Below are 13,640 nucleotides of genomic sequence, written 5' to 3'. Positions count from 1 at the left end.
ACAGTCGACTGAGCAAACGCTCAGTCGGCCGCCGATTGTTCCAGACGTACGACCACGGACTTGCTGGCCGGGGTGTTGCTGGTGTCCGCGGTGGCGTCCAGCGGGACCAGGACATTGGTCTCCGGGTAGTACGCGGCCGCACAGCCCCGTGCCGTCGGATAGTGCACGACGCGGAAGCCGGGCGCCCGGCGCTCGATGCCGTCCTTCCACTCGCCGACCAGGTCGACGTACGAGCCGTCGGCGATGTTCAGCCGCTGCGCGTCCTCGGGGTTGATCATCACGACCCGGCGGCCGTTCTTGATCCCCCGGTAACGGTCGTCAAGGCCGTAGATCGTGGTGTTGTACTGGTCGTGCGACCGCAGCGTCTGCAGCAGCAGCCGCCCCTCCGGCACCTCCGGGTACTCGACCGGAGCCGCGGTGAAGTTGGCCTTGCCCGTCGCCGTGGGGAAGCGGCGCTCGTCGCGCGGGGCGTGCGGGAGGGTGAAGCCGCCCGGGCGGGCCACGCGCGCGTTGAAGTCCTCGAAGCCGGGGACGACCCGCGCGATACGGTCCCGGATCGTCGCGTAGTCCTTCTCGAACTCCTCCCAGGGCGTCAGGCTGCCCTCGCCCAGCACGCGGCGTGCCAGTCGGCAGACGATCGCCGGCTCGGACAGCAGTTGCCTGCTCGCGGGCTCCAGGCGCCCCCGGGAGGCGTGCACCATGCCCATCGAGTCCTCGACCGTCACGAACTGCTCACCACTGCCCTGAAGATCGCGCTCGGTGCGGCCGAGGGTGGGCAGGATCAGCGCACGGGCGCCGGTGACGGCGTGGCTGCGGTTGAGCTTCGTGGACACGTGCACGGTCAGCCGGACGCGCCGCATCGCCGCCTCGGTGACGTCCGTGTCGGGCGTGGCGGACACGAAGTTGCCGCCCATCGCGAAGAAGACCTTCGCCTCGCCGTCGCGCATCGCCCGGATGGCCCGTACGACGTCGTAGCCGTGCTCGCGCGGGGGCGTGAACCCGAACTCCTTCTCCAGGGCGTCCAGGAAGGCGGGGGCGGGCCGCTCGAAGATGCCCATGGTGCGGTCACCCTGCACGTTCGAGTGACCGCGCACCGGGCACACGCCCGCGCCGGGGCGGCCGATGTTGCCGCGCAGCAGAAGGAAGTTGACGACCTCGCGGATGGTCGGCACCGAGTGCTTGTGCTGGGTGAGACCCATGGCCCAGCACACGATGGTGCGCTCCGAGGCCAGGATCATGGCCAGGGCCTGCCGGATGTCCTCCTGGGTGAGGCCGGTCGCGGCGAGCGTCTCGTCCCAGTCGGCGGCCCGTGCGGCTGCCTCGAACTCCTCGTAGCCGTGGGTGTGCTCGCGCACGAACTCCTCGTCGACGGCGCCCTGCGTCTCCAGGATCAGCTTGTTGAGGAGCCGGAAGAGGGCCTGGTCGCCGCCGATGCGGATCTGCAGGAAGAGGTCGGTGAGCGCGGCGCCCTTGAGCATGCCCCGCGGGGTCTGCGGGTTCTTGAAGCGTTCCAGGCCGGCCTCGGGGAGCGGGTTGACGCTGATGATCTTCGCGCCGTTCGCCTTGGCCCTCTCCAGGGCGGAGAGCATGCGCGGGTGGTTCGTACCCGGGTTCTGCCCGGCGACGATGATCAGGTCGGCCTTGTACAGGTCCTCCAGCAGAACGCTGCCCTTGCCGATGCCGATCGTTTCGTTCAGCGCCGACCCGGACGACTCGTGGCACATGTTCGAGCAGTCCGGCAGATTGTTGGTGCCGAGCTCGCGCGCGAAGAGCTGGTAGAGGAACGCCGCCTCGTTGCTGGTGCGGCCGGAGGTGTAGAAGACGGCCTCGTCGGGGGAGGCGAGGGCGGTGATCTCCTCGCCGATGATGTCGAAGGCGCGCTCCCAGGAGACCGGCTCGTAGTGCGTGCCGCCCTCGGGCAGGAACATCGGATACGTCAGCCGTCCCTGCTGCCCCAGCCAGTACCCGCTCCTGGTCGCGAGGTCGGCGACGGAGTGCGCGGCGAAGAACTCCGGGGTGACCCGGCGCAGGGTCGCCTCCTCGGCCACCGCCTTCGCGCCGTTCTCGCAGAACTCCGCCTTGTGCCGGTGATCGGGCTCCGGCCAGGCACACCCCGGGCAGTCGAAGCCGTCCTTCTGGTTGACGCTGAGCAGCGTCAGCATGGTCCGCTTCACGCCCATCTGCTGCTGCGCGATACGCAGGGTGTGCCCGATCGCCGGCAACCCCGCAGCCGCATGCTTCGGCTCGGCGACCTGCGGCGCGTCCTGAACCGGATCACCCTTGGGCGGCTTGGTGGCCATCGCGCACTCCCCTTCACGTACACGTGTGAGCTACATCTCCGATCCTCGCACGGGGGACGGACAGTGCGCGGGGTGGGCCCGGGCGGGGAGAGGGGGGCGCCGGCCGGGCCCGGCGAAGCCCGGCGGTCCCAGGGGAGCCGTACCCCCGATGGGGACCGAGTGTCAGTGGGGCGTGGCAGGATCGTGGGCGTGGCAGAGACAGCATCGAAGCAGACCGAGACCAACCCCGGCGGCAGCCGGCCCCGCCTGATGCTCATGGACGGGCACTCGCTGGCCTACCGAGCGTTCTTCGCGCTGCCCGCGGAGAACTTCACCACCGCGACGGGCCAGCCGACGAACGCGATCTACGGCTTCGCGTCGATGCTGGCCAACACCCTGCGCGACGAGGCGCCCACCCACTTCGCGGTGGCCTTCGACGTGTCCCGCAAGACCTGGCGCTCCGAGGAGTTCACGGAGTACAAGGCGAACCGCTCCAAGACCCCGGACGAGTTCAAGGGCCAGGTCGAGCTGATCGGCGAACTGCTCGACGCGATGCACGTCTCCCGGTTCGCGGTCGACGGCTTCGAGGCCGACGACGTGATCGCCACCCTCGCCACCCAGGCCGAGGCCGCCGGCTTCGAGGTGCTGATCGTCACCGGCGACCGCGACTCCTTCCAGCTGGTCAGCGAGCACACCACGGTGCTGTACCCGACGAAGGGCGTATCCGAGCTCACCCGGTTCACCCCGGAGAAGGTCGTCGAGAAGTACGGATTGACGCCCGCCCAGTACCCCGACTTCGCGGCCCTGCGCGGCGACCCGTCCGACAACCTCCCGGGCATCCCCGGTGTCGGCGAGAAGACCGCCGCGAAGTGGATCAACCAGTTCGGCTCGTTCGCGGAGCTGGTCGAGCGCGTCGAGGAGGTCAAGGGCAAGGCCGGCCAGAACCTCCGCGACCACCTGGAGGCCGTCAAGCTGAACCGCCGGCTGACCGAGCTGGAGCGGGCCGTCGAGCTGCCCAAGACCGTCACCGACCTCGCGCGCGAGCCGTACGACCGCAAGGCCGTCGCGATGATCCTGGACACCCTGGAGATCCGTAACCCCTCCCTGCGTGAGCGGCTCTACGGCGTCGACCCCGGCGCCGAGGAGGCCGAGACCACGCCGGTCGCGACGGAGGGCGTGGAGATCGACGGCTCCGTGCTCGGCACCGGTGAGCTGGGCCCCTGGCTGACCGGGCACGGCGGTGAGCCCCTCGGCGTGGCCACCGTCGACACCTGGGCGCTCGGCGCCGGCTCCGTCTCCGAGGTCGCCCTCGCCGCGGCCGACGGCGCCGCCGCCTGGTTCGACCCGTCGCAGCTGGACGAGGCCGACGAGAAGGCGTTCGCGGCCTGGCTGGCCGACGCCGCCAGGCCGAAGGTCTTCCACAACGCCAAGGGCGCGATGCGGGTCTTCGCCGAGCACGGCTGGAGCATCGAGGGCGTGCGCATGGACACCGCGCTCGCCGCCTACCTGGTCAAGCCGGGCCGCCGCTCCTTCGACCTGGACGCGCTGTCCCTGGAGTACCTCCACCGCGAGCTGGCCCCCGCCGCCGCGGCCGACGGCCAGCTGGCCTTCGGCACGGACGACGGCGCCGAGGCCGAGGCGCTGATGATCCAGGCCCGCGCGGTCCTCGACCTGGGCGAGGCCTTCGAGAGCCGTCTGGAGGAGGTCGGCGCCGCGGACCTGCTCCGTGACATGGAGCTGCCGACCTCGGCCCTGCTGGCCCGCATGGAGCGACACGGCATCGCGGCCGACCGGGCCCATCTGGAGGCCATGGAGCAGATGTTCGCGGGCGCCGTGCAGCAGGCCGTGAAGGAGGCGCACGCGGCGGCCGGGCACGAGTTCAACCTCGGCTCGCCCAAGCAGCTGCAGGAGGTCCTCTTCGGCGAACTCGCCCTGCCCAGGACGAAGAAGACGAAGACCGGCTACACCACGGACGCCGACGCCCTGGCCTGGCTCGCCACCCAGACCGACAACGAACTGCCGGTCATCATGCTCCGCCACCGCGAGCAGGCGAAGCTCCGCGTCACCGTCGAGGGCCTGATCAAGACGATCGCGACCGACGGCCGCATCCACACCACCTTCAACCAGACGGTGGCCGCGACGGGCCGGCTGTCCTCCACGGACCCGAACCTGCAGAACATCCCCGTCCGCACGGACGAGGGCCGGGCGATCCGCCGGGGCTTCGTGGTCGGCGAGGGCTTCGAGTCCCTGATGACGGCCGACTACAGCCAGATCGAACTGCGCGTGATGGCCCACCTCTCCGAGGACGAGGGCCTGATCCAGGCGTTCACCTCCGGCGAGGACCTGCACACCACGGCCGCCTCCCAGGTCTTCGCGGTGGAACCCGCCGCGGTGGACGCGGAGATGCGCCGCAAGATCAAGGCCATGTCCTACGGCCTGGCGTACGGCCTGTCGGCCTTCGGCCTCTCCCAGCAGCTGAACATCGACGCGGGCGAGGCCCGCGCCCTGATGGACGCCTACTTCGAGCGGTTCGGCGGCGTACGGGACTACCTGCGCCGCGCGGTCGACGAGGCCCGGGCAACCGGCTATACGGCGACCCTCTTCGGACGCCGCCGCTACCTCCCCGACCTCAACAGCGACAACCGCCAGCGCCGCGAGGCCGCAGAGCGCATGGCCCTCAACGCCCCCATCCAGGGCACGGCGGCGGACATCGTCAAGATCGCCATGCTCAAGGTCGACCAGGCCCTGCGCGAGGCCGGCCTCACCTCCCGCATGCTCCTCCAGGTCCACGATGAAATCGTCCTCGAAATCGCCCCCGGCGAGCGCGAGGCCACAGAAGCCCTGGTCCGCCAGGAGATGTCCAACGCCGTCCACCTCAACGTCCCGCTGGGCGTCTCGGTGGGCGCAGGCCCGGACTGGGAATCGGCGGCGCACTAGCCCCCGGCGGAAGGCTCCACCTTGGTGCCGGGCCCGGTTACCCACCCGGCCCGGCACCGAGCGAACTTCTTGGGCGGCGGAACCGCAACGCCCTCAAAGGGGCGCGGGGCTGTCTCGATGTGCGGCTCCGCCGCGCGGGCGCGACCAGCCACGACCTACCCGGAGCCCCGAAACCACCTCAACCCGGCACTCACATGGGGACCCGGCCCACCCCGGAGGGCCCGTCACTCTCGTGGCCCCCGCAAAAGCGCCCCCCACCCCCGCCTCCCGTAAGGATGCGGTCATGGGTATACGCACGCTCAACCGCCGGACGACCCCGGCACCGGCGAACGTGAACACCGAGGCCGCCCCCTCCACAGAGCCGCCGTCGGTCCCGCCCTTCGCCGCCCGCGCAAGCACCGCCCGCATCCCCACCGACCTGGTGACCGCCCTGCGGCTCAGGGCAACGGCCTGCCGGCGCCGCCTCCCTCGCCGGGCACAGGACTGGGCGGATCTCACCCGCAGCTATCTGGCGCTGGCCCGCGCCCTGCTCCCACGGTCCCGCCCCGTCCGCACGGTCACCGTGTTCATCGCGACCGCGGGCACCGTCACCGAGCCCCAGGCCGACTCGCCTCCCGACCGGCCTCACCCGAACGCGAGCCAGAGCCAGAGCCAGAGCCCGAGCCAGAGCCCGCATCCGCACCCGCATCAGCACCCGCACTCCCACCACCAGGGCCCCGCACCGGACGCCACACCCTGACCCCCACGGCGTACAGCAGCAGCCCGAGCACGAGCCCCGCGCCCGCCCCGAAGCAGAGCGTCGGAATCAGCTCCCAATACTTCGCGGTCGATCCCCAGTAGTCCCACCACCGCGAGGCCCGCTGCACCGCCGCCACCGTGGCCAGACCGCCGATCACCGCGGCGGCGCACCACCGGTCCCGCACCGAAAGGACCGGAACCCCGGCCGGCGCGGCCGCACGGGTCCGCCGTAGCGCCACGACCACGAAGACGGCGATGACCACCGCGGCGACGGCCGAACCGCCGTACTGCAGATACCAGTACAGCGGCGAGCCCGCGATCTCCTCGCCCAGGACGGGAAACAGCCGCATCCCCCAGCGGTCGAGATGCGTGAACGCGTCCCACACGACATGCGTCAGCGCACCGAGCACGGCCGAGACGTACCAGCGCAGCACGAGCGACGGCCGTACCCGCGCGCGTGGCGCCCCGCAGCGCAGCAGCGTGGCCACCCGCGCCTGGCGCCGCACCGGCAGCAGGGCCACCAGTGGTTCGCGCAGCAGGAGCCACAGGCCCACCAGTGCCCAGGCGATCACCACGTCGACCGTGAACACGCCGGCGAACGAGTGCGTGACATCGCCGAACTCCATCGCCCCGGACAGGACACTCGCCGCGTAATAGGTCATGTCGGGAGCGAAGGAACCCGCCACCAGCACGGCCGGTACGAGCCTGCCCCGGCCGGTTCCGTCGGTGCGTACGGCGGGCAGTACGGCCGCCGCGTGGCTGAGCGTGAACGGCAACGGGGCTCCTCCTGTGCGATGTTGGCTGGACCGGTCCGGCCCGGGTCGTCGGGGAAGCCAGTATGCGGGACATCCGGGAGGGGTATCCGACGGACGGACCGCACATGGCCAACCGGTAAAAATCGGGCACCAACGGGTGCCCCTGCAAAGGAAGTTGTCGTAGGGTCGCCTGGGTCACGGTGCCGGGGAAACACGGCCGCACAGATGAACAGCGACGGAAAGCCTGCCGCGAGGGCAACTGTCGCGGCGGGTCGATCGTCACTACAGGGGCGGGCACGACACGGCGAGCCCGGCAGACAGAGGCGGGCGCTCGGGCGTCCACGGGAGGGGTCCATTACATGGCGGCGCAATTCGGCAGGCTCCGCAAGGGCGCGGTGAACACCACCGTCGCGGCGGTCGTGGTCGCGGCACTGGCCGCGTCCCAGGCTCCGGGAGTGACGACCGACGACGCCGGCAGAAGGGTCACCACCGGAACCCGGCCCTCGCCGGACGCGCCGGCCGAGGACAGCGCGACCGGCAACTCGCCCTACTACACGGACCTGCCGCCGCTCAACAGCCCCAGCCCCGCACCCTCCGCCGACACCCCGGTCACGCCGGGCACCGGCGAGGCGGGCATCCCCGCGACCGTCCTGGACGCCTACAAGAAGGCCGAGACCGCGCTCAGGGAGGCCAAGCCCGGCTGCAACCTGCCCTGGCAACTCCTCGCCGCCATCGGCAAGGTCGAGTCCGGCCAGGCCCGCGGCGGCCGGGTCGACGCGAACGGCGACACGCTCTCCCCGATCCTCGGCCCGCAGCTCAACGGCAACGGCTTCGCGAGCATCAGCGACACCGACGGCGGCGCCTACGACGGGGACAGCACCTACGACCGTGCCGTGGGCCCCATGCAGTTCATCCCCTCCACCTGGAAGTGGGCCGGCCGCGACGGCAACGGCGACGGCGAGAGCAACCCCAACAACATCTACGACGCCGCGCTCGCCGCCGCCCACTACCTGTGCCGCAACGGCTGGGACCTGTCCACCCAGGACGACCTCGACCGCGCGATCCTCAGCTACAACAACTCGCAGGACTACCTCAACCTCGTCCTGACGTGGCTGGAGTACTACCGCAAGGGCACCCACGCGATCCCGGACGGCACCGGCACCCTCCCGTCCGGCCGCAGCGACGACTCGGCAGGTGCGAGCCCCACCCCGACGACGCCCACCACGCCCACGACACCGGCGAAGCCGACGGCGCCGAGCAGCCCCAGGCCGGGCGGCGGCTCCACGAGCCCCAAGCCGACCCCGCCGGGCCCGACCCCGCCCAGCACCACGCCTCCCACCCCCACCGACACGGTGGACCACCTGGAGGACGCGGACACCGCCAAGCTCACCGCGATGGCCGGCGACACCTTCACCGAGAAGATCAGCGCCCGCGCCGAGACCGAGGCCGGCAAGGGCGTCGCGAAGGTCCGGGTCCGCTTCACGATCGTCGGCAGGACCGACGCCACGTTCAGCACGGGCGAGAAGTACGCCGCCGTGGTCACCAACAGCGCCGGCGAGGCGATCGCGCCCGCGCTCAAGGCGGGCGAGGACACCGGCACGTTCGTCGTCCGGGCCACCGTCGTCGGCCGTTCGCTCCCCGGCCTGGACTACACGGCCACGGTCACCGAGCGCGCCGCCGACACCCTGGCCCGCACCGGCGACACCGAGCTGACCTGCACCCCGGGCGGCGAGTTCGCCGACCAGGTCGAGGTGAAGGCGACGTACAAGGGCGCCGTCGCGGACAAGGTCGCGGCCACCGCCACCCTCATCAAGTCGGCGGACGACCCGGCCGAGAACGACAAGGGCCCCTACTTCAAGGACGCCGACGGCAAGCCCGTGCGCACCCTGACCGGCCTGACGACGGACGCCAAGGGCCTGCTCAAGCTGCCCAAGCTGTACGCCGACGACACCGCCGGCACCTTCCTGCTGCGCATCAACACCGCGGGCGGCGCGACACTGACCGTCGAGCTCAAGGTGGCGGCGGCCGAGACGACACCCACCCCGACCCCGTCGGAGTCGGCATCCGGCTCGACGTCGGCATCGCCGAGCCCGTCCGCCTAGCCGTCACCGCACGATCCGACTGGGGCGCCCTTCCGCTACGGCGGACAGGGCGCCCTTCGTCGTGTGTGCAACGTGTTCTCATCTCGCCCGCCCGTTGCTACGGTGCCGTACCTGACGATGTATCAGTTCCGCGGGTCCTGAAGGTTCCGTCCGCCGGGAGGCAGGCATGCGCGCCCTGATCGCCGCCGCGACCGGTCTCGCCGTCGCGCTCGCCCTGGTCCTCACGCTCACCGCGCTGGGCTCACCGGCGGGCGAGACATCCCCGAAACCGCTGCTGACGACCGTGCCCGCACATCCGTAACCGCCCGTCCGGGAGGGAGGCCGAGATGCGCCGCAAGGCCAGTCTGATCCTGCTCGCCCTCGCCGTGTTCTTCGCGGCCCTGTCCCCACTGCTGCGCTGGTACGCCTTCCCGCGCCTGGCCAAGATCCCGGCCGGCCAGTACCAGGACATGGTCCTGGAGGCGAAGGACGCCACCCTCCTCGACTACGGCACGATGCAGGCCCGCAAGGTCCCCGAGGTCACCATCGTGCAGACCCTGAAGGGCAACGTCGAAGCCTCCGAGAAGATCGAGAAGACGGCGGGCAAGGACGTGGTCGTCTGGGACGGCCTGTCCTATGTCGTCGGCCCCGACGGCAAGATGGTCTCCAGGATCCCCGAGCGCTACATCTTCGACGCCCACTCCCAGGAACCCGTCCACGCCACCGGCGAGTCGGTCGACGGCGACCCCGTGAAACGGGAGGGCATCGAGTTCAAGTGGCCCTTCCTGACCGAGAAACGGGACTACCAGTACTTCGACGCCCAGACCCGCACCAGCGCGCCGATCCACTACAAGGGCACCCAGGACTTCCGCGGCGTGGAGGTCTACTACTTCGAGCAGACCATCCCGTGGACCAAGGTGAAGCTCCCCAAGGCGATGCCGGTCAAGGGCATCACCCCGGAGTCGGTCGCCAAGACCGGCACCACCCGCTGGTACTCGACCGTCCGCAAGTTCTGGGTCGAACCCCTCACCGGCGCCCCCGTCTACGGCGAGGAGATCCACAAGGAGGAACTGCGCGGCGGCACCCTCCTCGGCGACCGCGACAAGGTGACGGCGTTCGCCGGCCACGTGAAGATGCGCGAGGACTACATCGACCACACCGTCGACCTGGTGAAGTCCAACCGCACCCTGGTCCTGCTGATGACGTCGTATCTCCCCTGGGGCTTCCTGGTCCTGGGACTGCTGCTCCTGTCCCTCTCCCTCTGTCTGGAGGCACGCGGCCGCCGCCCCGGCGACCCCAGTCCCGCCCAGGACACCGAACCGGAACCGGTCACCGCCTGAGCCGGGCGTTGGTGTGCCGGGTCGGCTCGGCTCCGGCGGGGTCCTCGGGCCACGGATGCCTGGGATAACGGCCGCGCAGCTCCGCCCGTACGCCCTTGTAGCCGTCCTTCCAGAAGGAGGCGAGGTCGGCGGTGACGGCCGCCGGGCGCCCGGCCGGGGAGAGCAGATGGACGAGGAGCGGCACCCCGGCGACCGACGGCGACTCGTGCAGCCCGAACATCTCCTGCAACTTCACGGCGAGGACGGGCTGTTCGGGGTTGCCGTAGTCGATCCGGATTCTGGACCCGCTCGGTACGGCGATCCGCTCCGGCGCGAGCTCGTCCAGCCGCCCGGCGTCCCCCGTGGCCCACGGCAGCAACCGGTCGAGGGCCGCCCCGGCGTCGATCCGCCCGAGGTCGGCCCGCCGCCGCGCCCGGCTCAGCTCGGGCTCCAGCCATTCGTCCACGCGTGCGTGGAGCGCGTCGTCGCAGACGTCGGGCCAGGGCGCACCGAGGTGCAGATACAGGAAGGCGAGCCGCTGCCGCAGCACTTCGGCGTCGGGGGACCAGCGCAACAGGCCGAGCCCGTCCTGCCGCAGACCTTCGAGAAGCGCATCGCGTACGAGTGCGGGGTCGGCGTCCTTGAGTGGACGCGCCGTCAGCTCGATCGCCCCCAGCCGCTCGACCCGCCGGGCGACGACGTCCCCGTCGGCCCAATGGACCTCCTGGGTGTCGGAGTGCAGCGACGGCGCCGCCGCCAGGGCGATGTCCTCGTCCACCGCGGCGGCCAGCTGCACGCGCGCGTGCCCCTTGCCGACGGGCCGGTCGGCGACGGCCACGGCGATCCAGCGGGCCCCGCGGAGGGCGGAGCCGTCGGGGAGCTCGGCGCGCGTGCCGGAGGCCATGAGGTAGGAGCCGCCGTCGGCCTTGGCGATGCGCTCGGGGAAGGCGAGCGCGGCGACGAGCCCGACCAGGCCGTGCTCCCCGGCAGGGGCGACCGGCGGCTGGGAGTCCTCCCCGACGACGGCCCGCAGCCGCCGCACCTCCGCCCGCCACCGCGCCGCGTACCCGTCGCCCCCACGCCGGGCCGCCCGCAGCGCACCGGCGAGGTCGTCCCCGTACTCCCGGGGCGCCTCCTCGCTGAGCAGCGCCACCACCTCCGAGGCCCGCTCGGAGGCTCCCGCGTCCAGCAGCGCCCGCCCCAGCCGGGGGTGCAATCCCAACCGGGCCAGACGCAGACCCCGCTGCGTGGCTCCACCGGCGGAGTCCACCGCCCCGACGGCGGTCAGTACGCTCCGCGCCGCCGCCATCGCCCCGCCCGGCGGCGGATCCAGCAACGCCAGGCCGGTGGCCTCCGGGTCGCCCCAGCACGCCGCCTGCAACGCGAACGCCGTCAGGTCGGCCACCTTGATCTCCGGCGACGGGAAGCGCGGCAGCCGCGCGTCCTCCGCCTCCGCCCAGCAGCGGTACACCGCCCCCGGCGCCTCCCGCCCGGCCCGCCCCGCCCGCTGCCGCCCCGCCGCCTGCGAGGCCCGTACCGTCGCCAGCGCGCTCAGCCCGCGCGCGTGGTCGACGCGAGGCTCCCGCGCCAGCCCGGAGTCGACGACGACCCGCACCCCCGGCACCGTCAGCGACGACTCCGCCACGGACGTCGCCAGCACCACCCGGCGCCGCTCCCCGCCCGCCAGCACCGCGTCCTGCACAGCCGCGGGCGCCCGCCCGTGCACCTGCAACACCTCGATGTCCCCGAGATCCGCCAGCTGCCCGGCCACCCGCGCGATCTCGCCCACGCCCGGCAGGAAACACAGCACGTCCCCCGCCCGCTCGGCCAGCGCCCGCCGCACCACCGACGCCACATGCGTCAGCAGCGCCTGGTCGACCCGCATGCCGTGCGGGGGCCGCACGGGGCGGGCCGGCGGCGCCCACACGACCTCCACGGGGTGTGAGGTGCCCTCCGCCGCCACGACCGGGGCGTCGCCCAGCAGCCGCGCCCAGCCCTGCGCGTCCGTCGTCGCCGACGCGGCCACCAGCCGCAGCTCCGGCCGCAGGGTCTGCCGTACGTCCCACAGGAACGCGGCGGTCGTGTCCGCGTCCAGATGCCGCTCGTGGCACTCGTCCAGTACCACCGCGTCCACGCCCGCGAGCTCCTGGTCGCGCTGCAGCCGTTGCAGCAGCACACCGGTCGTGACGACCTCCACGCGCGCGCGTGGCCCGACGACCCGCTCCCCGCGCACGGTGTACCCGACGCTCGCGCCGACCTTCTCGCCCAGCAGCCACGCCATCCGCCGGGCGGCGGCCCGGGCGGCGATCCGCCGCGGCTCGGCGACGACGACCCGCCGGGCCGGTCCCTCACCGAGCAGCCCCGCCAGCGCCAACGGCACCAGCGTCGTCTTGCCCGTGCCGGGCGGCGCGACCAGCACCGCCGTGCCGTGCGCGTCCAGAGCGTCGTACAGACCGGGCAGGGCGCCGCGTACGGGCAGCGCGTCCAGGGCGTCGTAACGGATCACACGCTCAGTCTCGTACGCAGACGAAGATCGCCGTTCCCGGAATCAGGTTCCCGCGCAGCGGCGACCAGCCGCCCCACTCCGAGGTGTTCCAGACCGGCCACTCCGGCTCCACCAGGTCCACCAGCCGGAACCCCGCCGCCACGACGTCCCGGACGCGGTCGCCGACCGTGCGGTGGTGCTCGACGTAGACCGCGTGGCCCTCCTCGTCCTGCTCGACGTAAGGCGTCCGGTCGAAGTAGGAGGCGGAGACGCTCAGCCCCTCCGGGCCCGGCTCGTCGGGGAACGCCCAGCGGATCGGGTGGGTGACCGAGAAGACGAAACGCCCGCCCGGCCGCAGCACCCGCCGCACCTCGCTGAGCACCAGCACCGGGTCGGCGACGAACGGCAGCGCGCCGTACGCCGAGCACGCCAGGTCGAAGGAGCCGTCGGCGAAGGGGAGGGCACCCGCGTCGGCGCACACCAGCGGGAACGCGGCCCCGATGCGCAACGCGTGCTGGAGCTGGCGGTGGGAGAGGTCCAGGGCGACCGGGCGGGCCCCCTGCACGGCCAGCCAGCGCGAGCACTGCGCGGCGCCGGCGCCGATCTCCAGGACGTCCTTGCCCTTGAGCTCCTCCGGCGGGCCGAGCAGCTCGGCCTCCACCTCGTCCAGACCCTCGGGACCCCAGACGAAACGGTCGTCGCCGAGGAAGGTGCCGTGCTCGATCTGGTACTCGTCCGCGTTGCGGTCCCACCAGCCCCGGTTGGCGCGGGAACTCTCCGCGACATCGGCCGAACGCCGGGTGGCCTCGGGTTCGAAGGAATCGTCGGGGGCGCCGGAGACGTGGGACGACGCGTCGGACGCGATCTCGGGCGATACGGGCTCTTGGATGATCGGCTCCCTCGTCGTACTCTTCCGTCACCTGAATGGCGCGGCCCCTCCCGGAAGTGTCACGTAAGGGACGCCCCGAGGCCCGCGTGGCCTCAAGAGACAGGTTTTGTGCCGGGTATGAGGCGATCCGCCCCGGGTGTGCGGCTTCGCGCATTGA

General features: G+C 72.1%; 8 protein-coding genes. 4 read left to right on the top strand and 4 right to left on the bottom strand.

Going from position 1 to position 13,640, the window contains the following annotated elements; genetic code table 11:
• Positions 1-20: 20 nt before the first annotated feature.
• On the bottom strand, positions 21-2,300 hold the full coding sequence (locus POF73_RS21640) for an FdhF/YdeP family oxidoreductase (RefSeq protein ID WP_272117889.1): 2,280 nt from the start codon (positions 2,298-2,300) through the stop codon (positions 21-23).
• Between the two features lie 189 nt (positions 2,301-2,489).
• Between POF73_RS21640 and polA the strand changes: the two genes are divergently transcribed.
• On the top strand, positions 2,490-5,216 hold the full coding sequence (gene polA, locus POF73_RS21635) for a DNA polymerase I (protein ID WP_272117888.1): 2,727 nt from the start codon (positions 2,490-2,492) through the stop codon (positions 5,214-5,216).
• A 587-nt stretch (positions 5,217-5,803) separates the two neighbouring features.
• Here polA and POF73_RS21630 read toward each other — a convergent pair.
• Entirely contained in the window at positions 5,804-6,730 is a 927-nt protein-coding gene (locus POF73_RS21630; protein WP_272117887.1) for a DUF4184 family protein, read from the bottom strand.
• Positions 6,731-7,068: 338 nt separating this feature from the next.
• Here POF73_RS21630 and POF73_RS21625 point away from each other — a divergent pair, with 338 nt between their 5' ends.
• The 3 genes from POF73_RS21625 to POF73_RS21615 all read left to right on the top strand — a co-directional run bounded on the left by POF73_RS21625 (position 7,069) and on the right by POF73_RS21615 (position 10,130).
• Positions 7,069-8,811 (top strand): lytic transglycosylase domain-containing protein, encoded by a 1,743-nt coding sequence (locus POF73_RS21625; RefSeq protein WP_272117886.1) that lies wholly within the window; start codon positions 7,069-7,071, stop codon positions 8,809-8,811.
• 166 nt (positions 8,812-8,977) lie between these two features.
• Positions 8,978-9,112: an SPW_0924 family protein gene (locus POF73_RS21620; RefSeq protein WP_272117885.1), complete on the top strand. Its 135-nt coding sequence runs from the start codon at positions 8,978-8,980 to the stop codon at positions 9,110-9,112.
• 25 nt (positions 9,113-9,137) lie between these two features.
• Positions 9,138-10,130 carry a DUF3068 domain-containing protein gene (locus tag POF73_RS21615; RefSeq protein WP_272117884.1) on the top strand — a complete coding sequence of 331 codons (993 nt, stop codon included), beginning with the start codon at positions 9,138-9,140 and terminating at the stop codon, positions 10,128-10,130.
• On the opposite strand, the gene hrpB is transcribed toward POF73_RS21615, so the two are convergent.
• Together hrpB and POF73_RS21605 are read right to left on the bottom strand one after the other, a co-directional pair.
• On the bottom strand, positions 10,120-12,615 hold the full coding sequence (hrpB, locus tag POF73_RS21610) for an ATP-dependent helicase HrpB (protein ID WP_272117883.1): 2,496 nt from the start codon (positions 12,613-12,615) through the stop codon (positions 10,120-10,122). The genes POF73_RS21615 and hrpB overlap by 11 nt on opposite strands.
• A gap of 4 nt (positions 12,616-12,619) precedes the next feature.
• Positions 12,620-13,459 (bottom strand): class I SAM-dependent methyltransferase, encoded by an 840-nt coding sequence (locus tag POF73_RS21605; protein ID WP_272117926.1) that lies wholly within the window; start codon positions 13,457-13,459, stop codon positions 12,620-12,622.
• Positions 13,460-13,640: the final 181 nt, after the last annotated feature.

Source organism: Streptomyces sp. HD (assembly GCF_028369295.1).
GTDB lineage: Bacteria > Actinomycetota > Actinomycetes > Streptomycetales > Streptomycetaceae > Streptomyces.
This window is presented reverse-complemented; position numbering and strand designations above follow the sequence as displayed.

Bases quoted from the DNA above. Each gene is read 5' to 3' on its own strand.
- POF73_RS21640 (WP_272117889.1), bottom strand. From the start codon at position 2,300: ATGGCCACCAAGCCGCCCAAGGGTGATCCGGTTCAGGACGCGCCGCAG.
- POF73_RS21625 (WP_272117886.1), top strand. From the start codon at position 7,069: ATGGCGGCGCAATTCGGCAGGCTCCGCAAGGGCGCGGTGAACACCACC.
- POF73_RS21620 (WP_272117885.1), top strand. From the start codon at position 8,978: ATGCGCGCCCTGATCGCCGCCGCGACCGGTCTCGCCGTCGCGCTCGCC.
- POF73_RS21615 (WP_272117884.1), top strand. From the start codon at position 9,138: ATGCGCCGCAAGGCCAGTCTGATCCTGCTCGCCCTCGCCGTGTTCTTC.